This window comes from Corynebacterium axilliensis (genome assembly GCF_046097495.1).
Lineage (GTDB): Bacteria > Actinomycetota > Actinomycetes > Mycobacteriales > Mycobacteriaceae > Corynebacterium.
This window is the reverse complement of record NZ_CP175768.1, coordinates 1382086-1399433: the sequence shown is the minus strand read 5'-3', so window position 1 is coordinate 1399433 and position 17348 is coordinate 1382086. Positions and strand designations below refer to the sequence as shown.

Below are 17348 nucleotides of genomic sequence, written 5' to 3'. Positions count from 1 at the left end.
GCATAGCAGGTGTCGCGGCGGCTAATTTTGCTGTCGGTTCTGCTTCCAGCTCGGCGGCGTGGTGGGGGCGCTGCCGACCTCATTGGCGGTGTCCTGCGCCTTTTGCTCGGCATCCAGGACCGCTTGTTCCTCCGAGCCGTCGATTTCCAGCGGGGAGAGCTGGGTGGTCTTGAGAGTGATGTTGCGGCGCTGCACCTCGAAGGAGATGGAGCCGCCGAGCAGTTTCACCGAGGTGGCCTGGGAGGGCAGCGGAAGCGAACGGGTGTCTAGCACGAGTCCGAAGGCTTTCTTCAGGCGCTCGTCATCGGTGCCGTAGACGCTCATCCGGAACTCCGGGCCCACCAGGCGCAGCGTCACCGTGGCGGTGGACTTGTGAGTGTCTCCCGGCAGGGTGCCGGTCAGTTCTGCCTCCGCGGAGGGGCCGCCGGCAGGAGACATGTCATCGGGGTTGGCAATGGACAGGTCCGTAATACCCAAAAGGCGCCCTAGCGCCACGCCATCGAGGCTGATGCTGCGCGTGTACGTCGAGACCGGGGCGCCCTCCAGGTCGCCACTAAAGAGCTGCTCGGGTTGGATCGTGATATCACGCAGCGTGGTGGAAGCATTGACCATGCCTAGCCGCGGTACCTCCACGTCGGAGGAGTTCACCTCGAGGTAGGGGATTTCCTTGCGCAGCGCTGCGGCAGTAAACGGCACGCCGCCGACGTAGACGTTCGGGGTGGTTTCCAGGCGGGAGGATTCCTTTGCCTCCTGCGCCACGCTGTGTTCGGTATGCATCGCCACCGCGGAATCCGCCAGCCATGCGGTAAGAAGCACGCCCGCGACGGCGGCGAGGCGGAGGGCGTTGCGGCTGAGATGGATGACGGTCACCCCTCTATTTCTACCGCACGTACTGTGGGAAGCATGAATATTGAGATTGAGACACTCGCATTGCCGTCGAACCCCGCGCTGGCGCAACGCGCGGAGGACCTCGCCCGGGCCGCAGCGGGGCAGGATGGGATTGATCCGCTCTCGGAGCAGTTCCTCCTGGGTCTGTGCGATGAGCGCCTGGGGCACCGCCACTTCCTGGCCGTGGAGGACGGCGCGGTGCGCGGCGTTGCCGCCGTGGATGGCGATCAGGTGGAGCTGGTCGTAGACCCGGGACACCGCCGGAAAGGAGTGGGGCAGGCGCTTGTCGCAGTCGCAGTGGACACCCTCCCCACGCCCGCTCAGCTGTGGGCGCACGGTAACCTTCCCGCCGCCCAAGCGCTGGCGAAGCGCAACGATCTGGCGGTGGTCCGCCGCCTGCTCGTGATGTCTATCGAGGGCGAGGCTCTTCGTGCGGCGGCCGGGCAGGGCGCGCTGGACGGCGAGCTGCGGATTGAGAACTACTCCGATTCTGTTTCCGCCTGGGGCTGCGAGCGCGTCGACTCCGAGTGGGTACGCGTGAATAATGAGGCCTTTTCTTGGCACCCGGAGCAGGGCGGCTGGGACCTCCAGCGCCTGCACCGCGGCATGGAGGCGGAGTGGTTTAACCCCGCCGACGTGCTCTTGCTGTGGGATACCGCGCAGGAAGGCGATCCCGTGCTGGCGGGCTTCCACTGGCTGAAATGGCATACCGAGACCGAGGCCGAGGGCAAGCCACCTTTCGGCGAGGTTTACGTCGTGGGCCTGGCGCAGGACTACCGCGGGCGCCGCCTGGGCGGGCCGCTGCTCTCGGCAGGCCTGCAGCGCATGCTGGACAAAGGTGAGGGTAAAGACGCAGCTCAGGTCATCCTTTACGTGGAGGCAGACAACGAGCCGGCGGTGAAGGCTTACGAGCGACTGGGCTTCACGGTGGCCGAAGAGCATTGCGTGTGGGCCCGCCCTACCGTTGGGAGTGACTAGTCTCACGCACTTTTGGTACATGTTTACCGAGTGTTCATCTTTTGATCCCTGTGTGGTTAACCCGGCGTGGATAGCTTTACTACCCGTGAGTTAATCGTGCTCGACTTGTGAGGCGATTTCCTCGGACAATCATTCTCTTGTATCCGCACCGGAAAGGTTTCCCGTGATTCGCAACTTCAAGCGCACCGCCGCTATCTTCGGCATCGTCGCCGCTACCTCTACCGCTCTCGTCGCCTGCTCCGAGTCCAACGATTCTGGTTCCTCCGAGGGCGGCGCTGACGCTCAGGACGTCGCCGGTGACCTCTCCGGTGAGGGCGCTTCCTCTCAGAAGTCCGCTATGTCCGTCTTCGAGAAGGCCTTCCTCGAGGCCTACCCGGACGCTAACTTCTCTTACACCTCCTCCGGCTCCGGCGCCGGTGTCAAGGCCTTCAACGGTGGAACCGTAGACTTCGCTGGCTCTGACTCCGCTCTGAAGGAGGACAAGGGTGAGGTCGAGGCCGCCAAGGAGCGTTGCGGTGGCAACGATGCATGGCACTTGCCGACCACCATCGGCCCGGTCGCCATCGCCTACAACCTGGGTGACACCGAGGTCAACCTCTCCACCGACACCCTGGCCAAGATCTTCAAGGGTGAGATCACCAAGTGGAACGACGACGCCATCAAGGCAGAGAACGAGGGCACCGACCTGCCGGAGAAGGACATCACCGTCATCTTCCGTTCCGACGAGTCCGGTACCTCCGACAACTTCCAGAAGTTCCTGAAGTCTGCTACCGGCAACTGGGACTCCGAGGGCAAGCAGTTCCCGGACTCTGTCGGTGAGGGCGCTAACGGTTCCTCCGGTGTTGCTGACCAGGTTGCTTCCATCGACGGTGCTATCACCTACGTGGAGTCTGGCTACGCAAAGCAGAAGGAAGGCGACGGTGTCAAGATCGCCAAGATCGACTTCGGTAGCGGCCCGGTTGAGCTCTCCTCCGAGTCCGTCGGCGTTGCCCTGGACCACCTGGCCTTCAAGGAGACCGGCTCCGAGCACAACATGGTCGTTGATTCCGAGAAGCTCTTCGCTTCCGACGACGAGGGCTCTTACCCGCTCATCCTGACCACCTACAACATCGTCTGCTCCGCTGGCTACGATGAGGAGACCTCCGCTCTGGTCAAGGCCTTCTTCAACACCGTCCTGGACAACCAGAACGAGGACCTGGAGAACGCCGGCTTCATCCCGGTCTCCGGCGACCACCTGGAGCGCCTGAAGGCTGCTGTTGAGGCTATCCAGTAAGAGCGCTTAGCGCGTGATAGCTACCGCTGGGCGCACTGCCTAGCACCGCTTTCGCCCCCAATCCGCCCGTTACGAGCGCTTTGGGGGCGCTGGCATGTCACATATTTTTATTGCTTCCGTTGAAAAGGATTTCGTAGTCTCATGGCAGACAACAATCTCACTACGGCGTCGTCAGCCGAGGAGGACGTTATCGCTACGTCCCAGCCGGCAATGTCGAAGAACGATGCCAACGTAGCAACCGAACCCGCAGTGAAGTCCGGCGTTAAGCGCCCGGGCGACCGCGTATTCGAGTTCCTGTCCACCGCTTCCGCGACGCTGATTACGGTGATGATCGCTGCCATCGCAGCCTTCCTGATCCTGCAGGCAGTGCCGTCCCTCGCCGTCAACGAGGGCGGCCTGTGGGGCTTCTTCACCTACGGCGAGCGCTGGGAGACCACCAACACTGACGCGATGAAGTTCGGTATTCCGACGATGTTCGGTTCCACCGTGCTCATCTCCGTCGTGGCGCTCATCATCGCGATGCCGGTCGCACTCGGCATCGCCATCTTCCTGTCCAACTACGCCCCCGCCAAACTGGTCAAGCCGCTGGGCTTCCTAGTGGACATGCTCGCCGCTGTGCCGTCCATCGTGTACGGCCTCTGGGGCTGGCAGGTGCTCGGCCCAGCGCTGTCCGGCCTGTACACCTGGATCCACTCCTGGGCTGGTGGATTCTTCCTGTTCAAGGTTTACGACAACTCCCCGAACTTTGCGACTGGCCGCAACATCCTGACCGGTGGCATCGTGCTGGCCGTGATGATCCTCCCGATCATCGCCGCTACTGCCCGCGAGGTCTTCGTGCAGACCCCTCCCGGCCAGGTCGAGTCTGCGCTGGCGCTGGGTGCTACCCGCTGGGAAGTTATCCGCATGACTGTCCTGCCGTTCGGTATGTCCGGCTACATCGCCGGCTCCATGCTGGGTCTGGGCCGTGCGCTGGGTGAGACCATGGCTCTCTACATGGTCGTCTCCCCGCTGGTGGACTTCCGCTTCTCCCTGTTCGACGGTGGTACGACCTTCGCTACCGCCATCGCCCTGGCAGCCGCCGAGTTTGGTAATGAGATGCGCGCCGGTGCCTACATCGCCGCAGGCCTCATGCTGTTCCTGCTGACCTTCCTGGTCAACGCCATTGCCCGCTCCATCGTGAAGAGCAAGTAAGGAGGGACGAAGAATGACTACGACTACGACTACCAATTCCGTCCCGGCCTCCTCCGGCCCGACCTTCCTGGATATCTCCGCCGGCCGCAAGGCCACCAACAACGTCGCCACGGTGCTGGTGTGGGTGACCATGATCATCGCCATGATCCCGCTGCTGTGGGTTCTCTATGAGCTCATCGCCCGCGGCGCCGGTGCAGTCATCTCGCCGGAGTGGTGGACCAGCTCCCAGCGCGGCATTCTCGATACCGAGGCTGGCGGCGGTGCCGCCCACGCCATCATCGGTACCTTCGTGCAGACCATCATCGCCACCATCATCTCGGTGCCGATCGGTATTTTCACCGCCATCTACCTGGTGGAGTACTCCAAGGGCGGCCTCCTGAGCCGTCTGACCACCTTCATGGTGGACATCCTCTCCGGTGTCCCGTCCATCGTTGCGGCGCTGTTCATCTTCGCCATGTGGATTACCATCTTTGGCTTCAAGCGCTCCGGCATGGCCGTGGCCCTGTCGCTGGTGCTGCTCATGATCCCGATTGTTGTCCGCAACACCGAGGAGATGCTCCGCGTGGTCCCGATGGACCTGCGCGAGGCGTCCTACGCGCTGGGCGTTCCCAAGTGGAAGACCATCGCCCGCATCGTTCTGCCGACCGCCCTGTCCGGCATCGTCACCGGCATCATGCTGGCCGTGGCCCGCATCATGGGTGAGTCCGCACCGGTCCTGGTGTTGGTCGGTTCCACGTCTTCCATCCACTGGGACCCGTTCAAGGGCGCACAGTCCTCCCTGCCGCTGATGATGCTGGACATGTACAAGTCTGGTGCACAGCCTGCCGTGCTGGACAAGCTGTGGGGTGCCGCGCTGACGCTGGTTATCCTCATCGCCGTCCTCAACATTGCCGCGCGCATCGTTTCGGCGAAGTTCTCGGTCAAGAAGTAACCGTAACCACTCTCTACTTACACACTAGGAGCATTACTCATGTCCAAGCTTGAGCTCAATGACGTGAACATCTACTACGGTGACTTCCACGCCGTACAGAACGTCAACATGCAGATCCCAGCGAAGGCCGTCACCGCGTTCATTGGCCCGTCCGGCTGCGGTAAGTCCACCGTGCTGCGCACCCTCAACCGCATGCACGAGGTCATTCCGGGTGCCTACGTGAAGGGGCAGATCCTCCTGGACGGCCAGGATATCTACGGTCCCAAGGTGGACCCGGTGTCTGTTCGCAACACCATCGGCATGGTCTTCCAGAAGGCTAACCCGTTCCCGACCATGTCCATCGAGGACAACGTCGTTGCCGGCCTGAAGCTGTCCGGCGAGAAGAACAAGAAGAAGCTCAAGGAAGTTGCCGAGAAGTCCCTGCGCGGCGCTAACCTCTGGGACGAGGTCAAGGACCGCCTGGATAAGCCGGGCGGCGGCCTCTCCGGTGGTCAGCAGCAGCGTCTGTGCATCGCCCGCGCGATTGCCGTGGAGCCGGAAGTCCTCCTCATGGACGAGCCCTGCTCCGCGCTGGACCCGATTTCCACCCTGGCCGTGGAGGACCTCATCCACGAGCTGAAGGAGAACTTCACCATCGTTATCGTGACCCACAACATGCAGCAGGCAGCCCGTGTGTCCGATAAGACCGGCTTCTTCTCCCTGGAGGCCACCGGCAAGCCGGGCCACCTCGTGGAGTTCGATGACACCACCAAGATCTTCGAGAACCCGTCCAAGAAGGACACCGAGGATTACATCTCCGGCCGCTTCGGCTAAGCCCGACAGGCGCGGCGCGGATACGTAAAAAGCCAGCCCCTCCGGACCGTAAATGGTCTAGGAGGGGCTGGCTCTTTTTACGCCGTAGAAGGCGAGGGGGAGTGCTCGTGCCTAGTGGCGGAACTGGCGCTCGAGTTCCGCCATGCGGGACTCGAACTCGGCGTCGCGCTGCTCTTCGTCGCGCTTGGCAATGTACTCTTCGGGGGCCAAGCCGGTGGCCAGGTAGATGATGCGCTTGGCGGCGGACACGCAGTGGTCTGCGAAGCGCTCGTAGTAGCGTGACAGCTGGGAGGTTTCCACGGCTTCGCGCACTGAGGCATCCCACTCGCGCTGCGTGAGCAGGCGCAGGAGGTGGTGGTTGATATCGTCCACCGCGTCGTCGTCGGTAGTCAGGCGCAGCGCCAGCTCCGGGTCGCTGGTGACGAGGAGCTCCCGCAAGGTGGTGGACATCTCCAGAACCAGGCGCACATACTCCTCGAAGTAGCCCAGGATCTCATTCGGCACCACGGGCTCGGGGTGGCGGCGCCGGGCGCTTTCGGCAATGTGCTGTGCCAAGCGGCCCATGCGATAGTAGTCCTCCACGATGTAGATAGAGGAGATGACCTGGCGCAAGTCCTTGGCCATCGGGTTCTCCAGTGCCAAGAGGGAGACGGCGCGGTCCTCACAGCGAGCGCGCAGCTCATCCAGCTCATCACGCATGGAGAGCGCCTCCTCGGCAGGCTGCAAGGCAGACTCCACCAGGGCCTGGGATGCCAGGGTCATCAGGGAGTGAACGTTATCGCTCATGATGATGAGGTCATGAGAGAAATTATCCATTTGTTCGCGGTAAGCGGCTCGCATGGCCGTTAGGATAGCGCATTTTTTGGTCTAGCGCGCGTCGAGGTAATTCTTAACCGCCAGAGTGCATAATCTCGGCGCCCTCCGGTACGGTGGCATCCTCCGGATCGTCCAGCCAGCCGTCGGGCAGGACCACCTTGGCGGGGGAGCCTTGGCGGCCACGGGCGCCATCGGCGTCGTCGGCAAGCGCCGGCGAATCCGCCCATGGAGCGAGCAGCTCTCGGAGATCGGCGAGGGAGTTCACGCGGGACAGTCCCGCGCGCACCTGGCCACCGACGGGGAAGCCGCGCAGGTACCAGCCGATGTGCTTGCGGATGTCGCGGCTGGCCTGGTCTTCGCCGTCGTGCTCCGCCAGCAGTTCCGCGTGACGGATCATGATGCGCGTGACTTCGCCCAGGGTGGGCTCGGCCGGGACGGGCTCGCCGCGCAGGTGCGCCGAGAGCTCCGCAAAGAGCCACGGGCGGCCCAAGCAGCCGCGGCCGACGACGACACCATCGCAGCCGGTCTGCTCCATCATGGCGTGGGCATCGGTGGCCTTAAAGATATCGCCATTGCCCAACACCGGGATGCCGGTATCAGCCAGGTGCTCCTTGAGTCGGGCAATCTCGTTCCAGTCCGCGTGACCGGAATAGCGTTGTGCCGCGGTGCGGCCGTGGAGCGCGACTGCCGACGCCCCCTCTTGCACCGCAATGCGTCCGGCGTCGAGGTGCGTGTGGTGCTCGTCATCGATGCCCACGCGCATCTTCACGGTGACGGGAATGTCGGTGCCCTCCGTGGCCTTAACAGCCGCGGCCACGATGTTGCCGAAGAGACGGCGCTTGTAGGGCAGCGCGGAGCCGCCGCCACGGCGCGTCACCTTCGGCACCGGGCAACCAAAGTTCATGTCGATGTGGTCCGCCAGGTTCTCATCCACGATCATCTTCGCGGCTTTGTACGTGTACTCCGGATCGACGGTGTATAGCTGCAGCGAGCGTGGGCTCTCCTGCGGATCAAAGGTGGTCATGTGCATGGTCTTGGGGTTGCGCTCTACTAGGGCGCGCGCGGTGACCATTTCGCACACATAAAGGCCGGAAACGGTTCCGGTCTTCTCAATCTCTTGCTCGCGGCACAGCACACGGAACGCCACGTTGGTCACGCCGGCCATGGGGGCGAGGACAACGGGCGAGTTGAGCTGAATATTTCCGATTGCAAGAGTCACGCCGCCAATTGTGCGCGGTAAGTGGGTGGGGTGGCAAATTGGGGTGCCGGCGAGCGTGACGCGCATATCGTGCCGCGCGGGAAGTGTGGGGAATGGGGATAGAGAGGGGGTGCACACTATTGCGAAGATTGCGGTAAATTCTCCGCACATTCGCTACTGTGGTGCATGTAACTAACAGGGAAGGACCGTAATATAGGTCCTTTCCGTGCATAAAGGAGGATTACATGTCTGAGAGAATCGCGTACGCACCGTTTGCAAAGCTCGTAATGAATGCCGAGGACGCTGCAAAGTTTGTCAATCACGGCGACCGCGTAGGCATCTCCGGCTTTACCGGCGCGGGTTACCCCAAGGCGCTGCCGACGGCCATTGCGGAGAAGGCTAAGGCTGCGCACGAGGCGGGCGAGGAGTTCAAGATCGACGTCTTCTCCGGCGCCTCCACCGCTCCGGACTGCGACGGCGTGCTGGCGGAGGCGAACGCCATTCGCTTCCGCTCCCCGTACAACTCCGATCCGACTCTGCGCGGCCGCTTTAACGACGGCTCCGCCCTGTATCAGGACATGCACCTGTCCCACTCGGGCCAGCAGGTAGAAGAGGGCTTCTACGGCGACTTCCAGGTGGCCATCATTGAGGCCGTGCGCATTGATGAGAAGGGCAACATCGTCCCTTCCTCGGCCGTGGGCAACAACCTGGAGTACATCGAGGCGGCGGACAAGATCATCATCGAGATCAATGAGTGGCAGTCCGAGAACCTCGAGGGCATGCACGATATCTACCGCATTGAGAAGCTGCCGAACCGCCAGCCCATCCCGATTACCTCCCCGGGCGACCGCATTGGCACCACGTACATCGAGATCCCGGAGGAGAAGGTTGTCGCAGTAGTCAAGACCAACGCCCCGGACCGCAACGCCCCGTTTAAGGCGCCGGATGAGGTATCGGAGAAGATTGCCGCCAACTTCATCGAGTTCCTCGAGGGTGAGGTGGCCGCCGGCCGCCTCGAGTACGACAAGTTCATCATGCAGTCCGGTGTGGGCAACGTTCCCAACGCCGTGATGGCGGGCCTGCTGGACTCCAAGTTCGAGAACATCCAGGCCTACACCGAGGTCATCCAGGACGGCATGCTCGATCTTATCGACGCTGGCAAGATGACCGTCGCCTCCGCCACCTCCTTCGCGCTGTCCCCGGAGTACGCAGAGAAGATGAATGCAGAGGCTGAGCGCTACGCCAAGCACATCATCCTGCGCCCGCAGCAGGTGTCCAACCACCCGGAGGTCATCCGCCGCGTGGGCCTGATTTCCTCCAACGGCATGATTGAGGCCGATATCTACGGCAACATCAACTCCACCAACGTCTCCGGCTCCCGCATCATGAACGGCACCGGCGGCTCGGGCGACTTCACCCGCAACGCTTACATCTCCACCTTCGTCTCCCCGTCGGTGGCCAAGGACGGTGCCATCTCCGCGCTGGTTCCGTTCGTGTCGCACACCGACCACACCGAGCACGACACCATGGTCATCATTACCGAATATGGCGTTGCCGACCTGCGTGGCCTGGCGCCGACCGAGCGCGTGGAGAAGGTCATCTCCGTGGCACACCCGGATTACCGCCCGCTGCTGGAGGAGTACTTCACCCGCGCCAAGGAGAACAAGTTCCAGCACACCCCGCACGATCTGAAGACGGCTTTCGACTTCCAGGTGAACTTCATGGAGAAGGGTGACATGCGCGGCTAACTCCGCTGGACACTGACCCTCGCCCGGGAAGTCTTCTTAAGGGGTGAGGGTCATTTTCCTTTCCTGCTTGCCACCTACTAGGATGAGTGAGCATTGGGCCTTTAGCTCAGCTGGTAGAGCTACGGACTTTTAATCCGCAGGTCGCGGGTTCGATCCCCGCAGGGCCCACCCATCGTGCAGCCGCCTTCGGGCGGCTGCACGTGGTTTTGTGGGCGGGTTAGCTCTTGACCAACTTAGGCTTAAGGGACATTTCGTGTGGATTTGCAGCGTGTCGCGTTAAGGGACATTTCGTGTGGATTTAGGAGCGTCCGGCCCAGCCTTTTCTTATGCCTAAGCTGGGGTTCCATTCGTTGTCGATGCCGGTGTCGTATGTGGCAGGTCGCCCGTCTGGGTGGCCGCGTCGTTTAAGTTGCTCTTTTGCCCAGGCCGCGCGTGCTGTCTTTTCTCCTTGGCGTCCGAAGTCTTGTTGCTTGGCTAACTCCAGCGGCGCTACCGGGTCTTCGGTGTGAGTGTAGAGCCACCAGTCCATGGTGATGCGCTGATGCTCATCGAACATGCCACGATGGTTTCCGGCTAAGTCTTTGAGCTGTTTGTTGATGCCACCTTCCAGCAGGTTTGTAGTGGCTTTTAAATCGTGTGTGACACCTTCAGGCGGGGTGAGAAAGGCAAATAGCTGTTCTTCGTGGAGGAGCTTTTCTAAGCGCTTTAGAGCCCTGCGGGCGTTGCGGTGGGTGTACCACCATTTCTGGTTGGGGCTGACCCATTTCGGTACTTGGCCTGCAGGTACCGTGCTGCGATAGGTGCGCTGTTTAAGCCAATCACCAAAGGTGATGCGGGTGTGGTGGACTGCAGCTGTAAACCGTGCAGCGTCCTCAAGGCTGTGTACCTGGACGAGCATGTAGCCCAGCTTCCGGATTGCTTTATGGGCTGGGTGAATCGGGTTGCGGCTGATGTCGGCAAAGGTGTTGCGTTGGACGTGGACTAGGCAGCGCTGGATTTTCACGTCGGGCCATTTAGTGCGCAGCGCCTTGAGCGCTCCGCCTGCCCCGTCGGTGGTGACAACGAGTGGTTGAGCGATTTTGTCGAGCAGTTTTAAGTACTCGTATGAGGTCTCCCGCAAGCACCAATGCCAGGCGATGACGTGTGTATCGGTGCAGGCTACAAGCAGGCATTTCTTGTGAAAGTAGGTGCCGTCGATAAAGACCTGGTCATAGACACGATAGGGGTCTGTAGCGGTTGGCACGGTGATAAACCACAGCATCTTGAACCACCGGGTTAACGTGCGCCTTGTTACGCCAAGCCGTGTGGCTAAATGGTCTGCGGATTCCCCGGAAAGAATCCAGTCAATAAAGATTTTGAAGTGCCGAATCTCGCTGGTGTGCACCCGGGTATTAACCGATGATGCGTTGCACTGAGGGCATAGCCAGCGTTGGGTTCCTGCCGCGGTTTTGCCGTTCTTCACCAGTCCGTGGCCGCACATGTCACACGACGGCCGATTCCTTTTAGCCATAGGAATTGGCCTTACCGCACCGCCAGCAGTCCTCCTACCACAGACCTAGGACTATCCGGTGTTGATTTCTCAGATCGGGCTGTTGGAACCAGTTCAAAATCAAGATCACCGCATTACCCCAGGCTGCCCGGGGAATCCACATCGATTTATCCACACGAAATGTCCCTTAAGCCCCAACTTACGAATGGCGCGCATAGCCTCCTCTAGCTTCTCTGCAGCGACCTTCTCGTCCTCTGCTGCAGCCCCGGCAACACAATGCTCGATATGGTCCTCCAGGAGCGCGAGAGACACGTTCTCGAGGGCGGAGGTGACGGCAGAAATCTGCGTGATGATGTCGATGCAGTACTGGTCCTCATCAATCATGCGGTGGATGCCGCGAGTTTGGCCCTCAATGCGCTTGAGTCGTGCCAGATACTTCGCCTTCTGCTCGCTATCGGCGTTGTAGCCGTGCACGCCTGGTTCGTGACAGGCGCAGGTATCGTGCTGGTCAGCCATGGTGTACCGCCTTTCTGACGGGGCGATTTGGTCAATTCAGGATATCTCCAGTATATTTTTACAACGTTGCCTCCACGGCAACGGGCCCCCATCGTCTAGCGGCCTAGGACACCGCCCTTTCACGGCGGCGGCACGGGTTCGAATCCCGTTGGGGGTACCAACACAATTACGTGTTGGTGCGAATTTAATATCTTTGGCCCTGTGGCGCAGTTGGTTAGCGCGCCGCCCTGTCACGGCGGAGGTCGCGGGTTCAAGTCCCGTCAGGGTCGCCAAAGTTAAGGCCCCGGAGCGCCATCAGAGAGATGGTTCTCCGGGGCCTTTGTCGTGCGCTGAGGTGGCCGCACCGGCAGTGTCCGTGAGGGGTGGGAAGCTTTAGGTATAGCTGCGCGGTGGGGGCCGGAAAGCGGTGGTGCGAAGGCGTGCCTCGCAACTTGGTGAAAAGCCCCGATGACATGCTGATTTGGTGTGTATTCTACGCGTTGTGTAAAGTACTTATTCGTGCCCAGCGCACAAGAGATAATTAAAAATGGCCCTGTGGCGCAGTTGGTTAGCGCGCCGCCCTGTCACGGCGGAGGTCGCGGGTTCAAGTCCCGTCAGGGTCGCCGAAGTCACGTGTGGCTTCTGGCCAGATAGCTCAGTCGGTAGAGCACACGCCTGAAAAGTGTGGGGTCGCCAGTTCGATCCTGGCTCTGGCCACAAGAAAACCCCCTCCTTGCGAGGGGGTTCTTTTGGTTTAATAGTGGTATGTCTACTTCAGTTGCACACCAGACCGATCAGTCCCGCTTCGTCATCACCGTCGACGGGGAAGAGGTGGGCTTTGCGGAGTACCGCGATACCGAGGCCACCCGCGAGTTCTTCCACACCGTCATCGATGAGAAGTTCCGCGGTCAGGGCCTGTCCAAGCCGCTTATTCAGACCGCGCTGGAGGATGACTCTACGGCCTCCCGCCAGGTCATCCCGACCTGCAGCGCGGTCGCCGGCTTCATTGAGAAGAACCCCGAATTTCAGCCGCTGACCACGCGCGAAGGCAACCTCTAGATGTAGTAGTCTGGGTCCACCAGCTTGATGCACTCGCTCTTCTTACGAGGGCGGTTGGTGGCCGGGATGCCGACGGCGATGTGCTCTGGGGGTACATCCTTAGTCACCACTGCGTTGGCACCCACAGCGGAGCCGTGACCGATGGTGATGGGGCCGAGGACCTTGGCGCCGGCGCCGATCGTCACGTTGTCCTCAATGGTGGGGTGGCGCTTGGTTTGCGTGAGCACCTGCCCGCCGAGCGTAACGCCGTGATACAGCATCACGCCGTCCCCAATCTCGGCGGTCTCACCGATAACAATCCCCATCCCGTGGTCAATGAAGAAGCGCCGCCCAATGGTCGCTCCGGGGTGGATCTCAATGCCGGTGAAGAACCGGTTGACTTGAGCCAGAATGCGCGCAGGACCGCGCCAGCCGCGCTGCCACATCAGGTGTGCGATGCGGTGTGCCCAAATGGCGTGTAGGCCGGAGTACACCACAGCATTTTCCACGTCGCCGCGCGCGGCTGGGTCATGATCGCGGGCATTGGCGAGATCTTCGCGGATCGTCCTCAAGATGTGCATACACACCATCCTATCTATAAAGAAAAAGCGCCCGAGGGAGAACGGGCGCTTGGTAGCGCCGCCCTAGCAGGTGACGCCACTGAAATTAAGTTGGAGAGATTACAGAGAGATAGGAGCTAGAGCTTAGGCCTCGCGAATGTCCTCGAAGAGGATGGTGGAGACGTAGCGCTCGCCAAAGTCCGGAGCAACAGCCACGATGGTCTTGCCCTTGAACTCGTCGCGGGAAGCCAGCTTCAGGGCGGCGGAGACATTGGCGCCGGAGGAGATACCGACCAGCAGGCCTTCGTCGGTAGCCAGCTTGCGCGCGGTGGAGACGGACTCCTCGGTGGTGGCGGTGAGGACCTCGTTGAGGATCTCACGGTCCAGCACCTCCGGCACGAAGTTGGCGCCGATGCCCTGGATCTTGTGCGGGCCGGCGTGGCCCTCGGACAGAACCGGGGAATCGGAAGGCTCAACGGCGACAAGGTAGGTGTCCGGGTTCTGGGAGCGCAGGTAGCGGCCAACGCCGGTGACGGTTCCGCCGGTGCCGACGCCGGCGACGAAGGCGTCAACCTTGCCCTCGGCATCCTTCCAGATCTCCGGGCCGGTGGTCTCCTCGTGGATCTTCGGGTTGGCAGCGTTCTCGAACTGGGAGGCCAGGATGGCGTTCGGGGTCTCGGCGATGATCTCGTTGGCCTTCTCGACCGCACCCTTCATGCCGGCAGCGCCCGGGGTGAGGACAATCTCTGCACCGTAGGCGCGCAGGAGGACCTTGCGCTCGTTCGACATGGTCTCCGGCATGGTCAGGATGACCTTGTAGCCCTGAGCAGCGCCGACGAGTGCCAGGCCGATGCCGGTGTTGCCGGAGGTGGCCTCCACGATGGTGCCGCCCGGCTTGAGGTCACCGGACTCCACTGCGGCGTCGATAATAGCCTTGGCAATACGGTCCTTCACCGAGTTCGCCGGGTTGAAGGACTCCACCTTGACCAGCACCTCGGCGCCGAGGCCCTCGGTAAGGCGGTTAAGGCGGACAAGCGGGGTTCCGCCGATGGTCTCGAGAATGTTGTTATATACAGCCACGATGGGTGCTCCTCTAGATAGTTAATACTGCAATACGCCCCATACTCTACACCTGGCTAGTAGACTAAGTGGTATATAAATTCTGAACAGATCATTCGGGCATGGGGTGTGGGATTTTGCAGCCGCAGGGCGCGCGGCGCGATTTAGAATTACCCCCGTCGGCCGGTTATACTTCACAAACAGTGTTCGCCTACCCCCGTTCGAAATGGAGGGTATGGGTGCACCTGATGGTTACCCCCGAGTAAGAGAGAGTCTCATGGAGCCGCATCGACTCAAGGATGACGACGAGGCCGTGCGCGCAGCGCTGTCTTCGCTGAAGACTGCCACGGGCATCCCCGTCACGATGTATGGAACCTTGCTGCCGGACAATCGCGTGCAGATCACCCAGTGGGTGGGACTGCGCACCCCGGCGCTGCAAAACCTGGTGATTGACGCCAACGTGGGCGTCGGCGGGCGCGTCGTCAGCACCCGCCGCGCGGTCGGTGTTTCTGACTACACTCGCGCCACCACCATTAGCCATGAGAACGATCGTCATATTCAGGACGAAGGCCTGCACTCCATCGTTGCCGTTCCGGTGACGGTGCAGCGCGAGATTCGCGGCGTCCTCTACGTCGGTGTGCACTCGCCGGTGCGCTTGGGGGACAAGGTGATTGAGGAAGTCACGATGACCGCCCGCTGCCTGGAGCAGGACCTCGCGGTCAACTCCGCGCTGCGCCGCGCCGACGGTGGCAAGGGGAGTGCTGCCCGCGGCCACGTGATGAACGGTGCCGAGTGGGAGCAGGTGCGCTCCACGCACTCCAAGCTGCGCATGCTGGCCAACCGAGTCTCCGACGATGACATGCGCAAGGAGCTCGAGGCTCTGTGTGATCAGATGGTCTCCCCGGTGCGCGTCAAGCAGTCCACCAAGCTCTCCGCGCGTGAGCTCGATGTTTTGTCGTGCGTGGCCCTCGGGCACACCAACGTCGAGGCGGCCGAGGAAATGGGAATCGGCGCCGAAACCGTGAAGTCCTATTTGCGCTCTGTCATGCGCAAACTGGGTGCCCACACCCGATACGAGGCGGTCAACGCGGCCCGTCGCATCGGCGCGCTGCCCTGATCATAGGTAAGTTAGGTGGGCGTGAAGGACCAATTTATTGTCTCCGGTGGAGCGCGCCTGCAGGGCACCGTCAAGGTGGATGGCGCTAAGAACAGTGTGCTGAAGCTGATGGCTGCCGCACTTTTGGCGGAAGGCACCACCACGCTGACCAACTGCCCCGAAATTCTCGATGTCCCCTTGATGAAGAAGGTTCTCGAGGGGCTCGGGTGCACCGTTGACCTCGAGGGCGCAACGGTACGCATTACAACCCCTGCCCAGCTGCACTCGAATGCGGACTTCGACGCTGTCCGCCAGTTCCGTGCCTCGGTCTGTGTGCTGGGCCCGCTGACTTCTCGGTGCGGCCACGCCAAGGTGGCCCTCCCGGGCGGCGATGCGATCGGCTCCCGCCCACTGGATATGCACCAGTCCGGACTGGAAAAGCTCGGCGCGCAGACCCGCATTGAGCACGGCGCTGTCGTTGCTGAGGCGGAGCACCTGCGCGGCGCCAGCATCAAGCTCGACTTCCCGTCCGTGGGTGCCACGGAAAACATCCTGACCGCGGCTGTCTTGGCGGACGGCGAAACACAGCTGCACAACGCAGCGCGCGAGCCGGAAATTGTGGATCTGTGCCTGATGCTCAAGGAGATGGGCGCCGACATTGAAGGCGAAGGCACGTCCACTATCACGATCAGGGGAGTGGAAAAGCTCCACCCCACCGAGCACGAAGTCATCGGTGACCGCATCGTGGCCGGCACCTGGGCTTATGCGGCGGTAATGACGCAGGGTGACATCACCGTTGGCGGCATCGCGCCCAAGCACTTGCACCTGCCGCTGGAGAAACTGAAGTCCGCCGGTGCCGAGATTGAGGCCTACGTCAACGGTTTCCGCGTGCGCATGAACCGCCGCCCGAGCGCAGTGGATTATCAGACTCTCCCGTACCCCGGCTTCCCCACGGACCTGCAGCCCATTGCCATCGGGCTGTCCGCCGTGGCCGAGGGAACCACCATCATCACGGAAAACGTCTTCGAGTCCCGCTTCCGCTTTGTTGATGAGATGCTGCGCCTCGGCGCCGATGCCCAGGTGGATGGTCACCACGTCGTTATCCGTGGTCAGGAGAAGTTGTCCTCCACGCACGTGTGGAGCTCCGATATCCGTGCCGGTGCCGGCCTGGTGTTGTCCGCCCTGTGCGCGGACGAGAAGACCACCGTGCACGATGTCTTCCACATCGACCGCGGTTACCCGAACTTTGTGGAGAACCTCCAAGCGCTGGGCGCCATCATCGAGCGCACCCAGGAGGAAGAGCTGTACTAGGACGCAGTGCTTGACGACGTCGCCATGTGAGCCCGCGAAAAATGTGGGTTTGCCTGGCGATTTGTTGTTTGTTGGGGGTGTGCGTATATTAATTCGAGTCGCCGCGAGGTAGCCGAGAGGTTAACAAGTGGTGACGTTGGACAGCTTGTTCAGCACTGATGAAGTGCAAATTTTTTCGAGAGTTTGACTTCGTTGGGTTGGTTGTGTAAGTTAGTTCGGGCCGCCAACGAGAGGTTAACGGTTGGTTAACTGATTGTGGTGTGCGGATGATGTGTGAGAACTCAATAGTGTGCCAATGTACTTTTTTGTGTTGGTTGGTTTTTGATTGTTTTGGCCATGGCGCGTTGTATGCGTGTTGTGGTTGGTGTATGCCGGATGGCGCTTTTTTCAAGCGGCGTCATTGTAAATAACATAAGTTGTTTGGGCGTAGATTGAAAATCTTCTAACTAGGCCAGCCTCCTTTT

Annotated in this window: 15 protein-coding genes, 5 tRNA genes and 1 pseudogene; 14 read left to right on the top strand and 7 right to left on the bottom strand. The window is 61.3% G+C overall.

All coding sequences use genetic code 11. The features are described 5' to 3' along the window. Nucleotides 1-21: 21 nt before the first annotated feature. Nucleotides 22-870 (bottom strand): LmeA family phospholipid-binding protein, encoded by an 849-nt coding sequence (locus tag ACKFR8_RS06865; RefSeq protein ID WP_408929543.1) that lies wholly within the window; start codon nucleotides 868-870, stop codon nucleotides 22-24. 39 nt (nucleotides 871-909) lie between these two features. Here ACKFR8_RS06865 and mshD point away from each other — a divergent pair, with 39 nt between their 5' ends. From mshD to pstB, 5 genes are all read left to right on the top strand, one after another. Further along, on the top strand, nucleotides 910-1866 hold the full coding sequence (gene mshD / locus ACKFR8_RS06860; RefSeq protein ID WP_408931004.1) for a mycothiol synthase: 957 nt from the start codon (nucleotides 910-912) through the stop codon (nucleotides 1864-1866). A gap of 163 nt (nucleotides 1867-2029) precedes the next feature. Next, a complete protein-coding gene (gene pstS, locus ACKFR8_RS06855) occupies nucleotides 2030-3139 on the top strand; it encodes a phosphate ABC transporter substrate-binding protein PstS (RefSeq protein ID WP_408929542.1) in 1110 nt (369 codons plus the stop codon). 141 nt (nucleotides 3140-3280) lie between these two features. Beyond that, the gene (gene pstC / locus ACKFR8_RS06850; protein WP_408929541.1) at nucleotides 3281-4330 is read left to right on the top strand and encodes a phosphate ABC transporter permease subunit PstC; all 1050 of its coding nucleotides are present in this window, start codon (nucleotides 3281-3283) and stop codon (nucleotides 4328-4330) included. A 13-nt stretch (nucleotides 4331-4343) separates the two neighbouring features. After that, the gene (gene pstA / locus ACKFR8_RS06845; protein WP_239181156.1) at nucleotides 4344-5261 is read left to right on the top strand and encodes a phosphate ABC transporter permease PstA; all 918 of its coding nucleotides are present in this window, start codon (nucleotides 4344-4346) and stop codon (nucleotides 5259-5261) included. Between the two features lie 39 nt (nucleotides 5262-5300). Further along, nucleotides 5301-6074 carry a phosphate ABC transporter ATP-binding protein PstB gene (gene pstB, locus ACKFR8_RS06840; protein ID WP_408929540.1) on the top strand — a complete coding sequence of 258 codons (774 nt, stop codon included), beginning with the start codon at nucleotides 5301-5303 and terminating at the stop codon, nucleotides 6072-6074. Nucleotides 6075-6185: 111 nt separating this feature from the next. Here the strand turns inward: pstB and phoU are convergent, their stop codons facing one another. Both phoU and dusB read right to left on the bottom strand, forming a co-directional pair. Further along, nucleotides 6186-6914, bottom strand: coding sequence for a phosphate signaling complex protein PhoU (phoU, locus tag ACKFR8_RS06835; RefSeq protein WP_144792363.1), 729 nt, complete (start codon nucleotides 6912-6914; stop codon nucleotides 6186-6188). Between the two features lie 49 nt (nucleotides 6915-6963). After that, nucleotides 6964-8109, bottom strand: a complete 1146-nt coding sequence (gene dusB / locus ACKFR8_RS06830; RefSeq protein ID WP_306507134.1) for a tRNA dihydrouridine synthase DusB — start codon at nucleotides 8107-8109, stop codon at nucleotides 6964-6966. Between the two features lie 224 nt (nucleotides 8110-8333). On the opposite strand from dusB, the gene ACKFR8_RS06825 reads away from it, so the two are divergent. Continuing rightward, complete coding sequence (locus ACKFR8_RS06825; RefSeq protein WP_306507135.1) at nucleotides 8334-9836, top strand: acetyl-CoA hydrolase/transferase family protein; 1503 nt, start codon at nucleotides 8334-8336, stop codon at nucleotides 9834-9836. A gap of 95 nt (nucleotides 9837-9931) precedes the next feature. Beyond that, nucleotides 9932-10004 (top strand) — tRNA-Lys (locus ACKFR8_RS06820). A gap of 130 nt (nucleotides 10005-10134) precedes the next feature. Here ACKFR8_RS06820 and ACKFR8_RS06815 read toward each other — a convergent pair. After that, nucleotides 10135-11346, bottom strand: a complete 1212-nt coding sequence (locus ACKFR8_RS06815) for an IS1249 family transposase (protein WP_408929539.1) — start codon at nucleotides 11344-11346, stop codon at nucleotides 10135-10137. Between the two features lie 174 nt (nucleotides 11347-11520). Then, nucleotides 11521-11841, bottom strand: a pseudogene (locus ACKFR8_RS06810) (metal-sensitive transcriptional regulator); the annotation flags it as partial. 84 nt (nucleotides 11842-11925) lie between these two features. Here ACKFR8_RS06810 and ACKFR8_RS06805 point away from each other — a divergent pair. The 5 genes from ACKFR8_RS06805 (at nucleotide 11926) to ACKFR8_RS06785 (ending at nucleotide 12879) form a co-directional block, all read left to right on the top strand. Further along, nucleotides 11926-12001 (top strand) — tRNA-Glu (locus tag ACKFR8_RS06805). A 35-nt stretch (nucleotides 12002-12036) separates the two neighbouring features. Then, a tRNA-Asp gene (locus ACKFR8_RS06800) sits at nucleotides 12037-12113 on the top strand. A gap of 256 nt (nucleotides 12114-12369) precedes the next feature. Then, nucleotides 12370-12443: transfer RNA gene (locus ACKFR8_RS06795), tRNA-Asp, on the top strand. 21 nt (nucleotides 12444-12464) lie between these two features. Then, nucleotides 12465-12537: transfer RNA gene (locus ACKFR8_RS06790), tRNA-Phe, on the top strand. Further along, complete coding sequence (locus ACKFR8_RS06785; RefSeq protein WP_408929538.1) at nucleotides 12505-12879, top strand: GNAT family N-acetyltransferase; 375 nt, start codon at nucleotides 12505-12507, stop codon at nucleotides 12877-12879. The genes ACKFR8_RS06790 and ACKFR8_RS06785 overlap by 33 nt, the downstream gene beginning before the upstream one ends. Here the strand turns inward: ACKFR8_RS06785 and epsC are convergent. Continuing rightward, on the bottom strand, nucleotides 12876-13439 hold the full coding sequence (epsC, locus tag ACKFR8_RS06780) for a serine O-acetyltransferase EpsC (protein ID WP_306508378.1): 564 nt from the start codon (nucleotides 13437-13439) through the stop codon (nucleotides 12876-12878). The two genes, ACKFR8_RS06785 and epsC, sit on opposite strands and share 4 nt — an antisense overlap. Nucleotides 13440-13562: 123 nt before the next feature. After that, nucleotides 13563-14501: a cysteine synthase A gene (gene cysK / locus ACKFR8_RS06775; RefSeq protein WP_306508381.1), complete on the bottom strand. Its 939-nt coding sequence runs from the start codon at nucleotides 14499-14501 to the stop codon at nucleotides 13563-13565. Nucleotides 14502-14754: 253 nt separating this feature from the next. Between cysK and ramA the strand changes: the two genes are divergently transcribed. Further along, a complete protein-coding gene (gene ramA, locus ACKFR8_RS06770; RefSeq protein ID WP_306508379.1) occupies nucleotides 14755-15594 on the top strand; it encodes an acetate metabolism transcriptional regulator RamA in 840 nt (279 codons plus the stop codon). A 21-nt stretch (nucleotides 15595-15615) separates the two neighbouring features. Continuing rightward, a complete protein-coding gene (gene murA, locus ACKFR8_RS06765) occupies nucleotides 15616-16884 on the top strand; it encodes a UDP-N-acetylglucosamine 1-carboxyvinyltransferase (protein ID WP_306508380.1) in 1269 nt (422 codons plus the stop codon). The last annotated feature ends 464 nt before the right edge of the window (nucleotides 16885-17348 follow it).

Excerpts from the sequence above, each read along its gene's own strand:
- pstC (WP_408929541.1), top strand. The coding sequence starts at position 3,281 with ATGGCAGACAACAATCTCACTACGGCGTCGTCAGCCGAGGAGGACGTT.
- pstA (WP_239181156.1), top strand. The coding sequence starts at position 4,344 with ATGACTACGACTACGACTACCAATTCCGTCCCGGCCTCCTCCGGCCCG.
- pstB (WP_408929540.1), top strand. The coding sequence starts at position 5,301 with ATGTCCAAGCTTGAGCTCAATGACGTGAACATCTACTACGGTGACTTC.
- phoU (WP_144792363.1), bottom strand. The coding sequence starts at position 6,914 with ATGCGAGCCGCTTACCGCGAACAAATGGATAATTTCTCTCATGACCTC.
- ACKFR8_RS06825 (WP_306507135.1), top strand. The coding sequence starts at position 8,334 with ATGTCTGAGAGAATCGCGTACGCACCGTTTGCAAAGCTCGTAATGAAT.
- ACKFR8_RS06815 (WP_408929539.1), bottom strand. The coding sequence starts at position 11,346 with ATGGCTAAAAGGAATCGGCCGTCGTGTGACATGTGCGGCCACGGACTG.
- epsC (WP_306508378.1), bottom strand. The coding sequence starts at position 13,439 with ATGCACATCTTGAGGACGATCCGCGAAGATCTCGCCAATGCCCGCGAT.
- ramA (WP_306508379.1), top strand. The coding sequence starts at position 14,755 with ATGGAGCCGCATCGACTCAAGGATGACGACGAGGCCGTGCGCGCAGCG.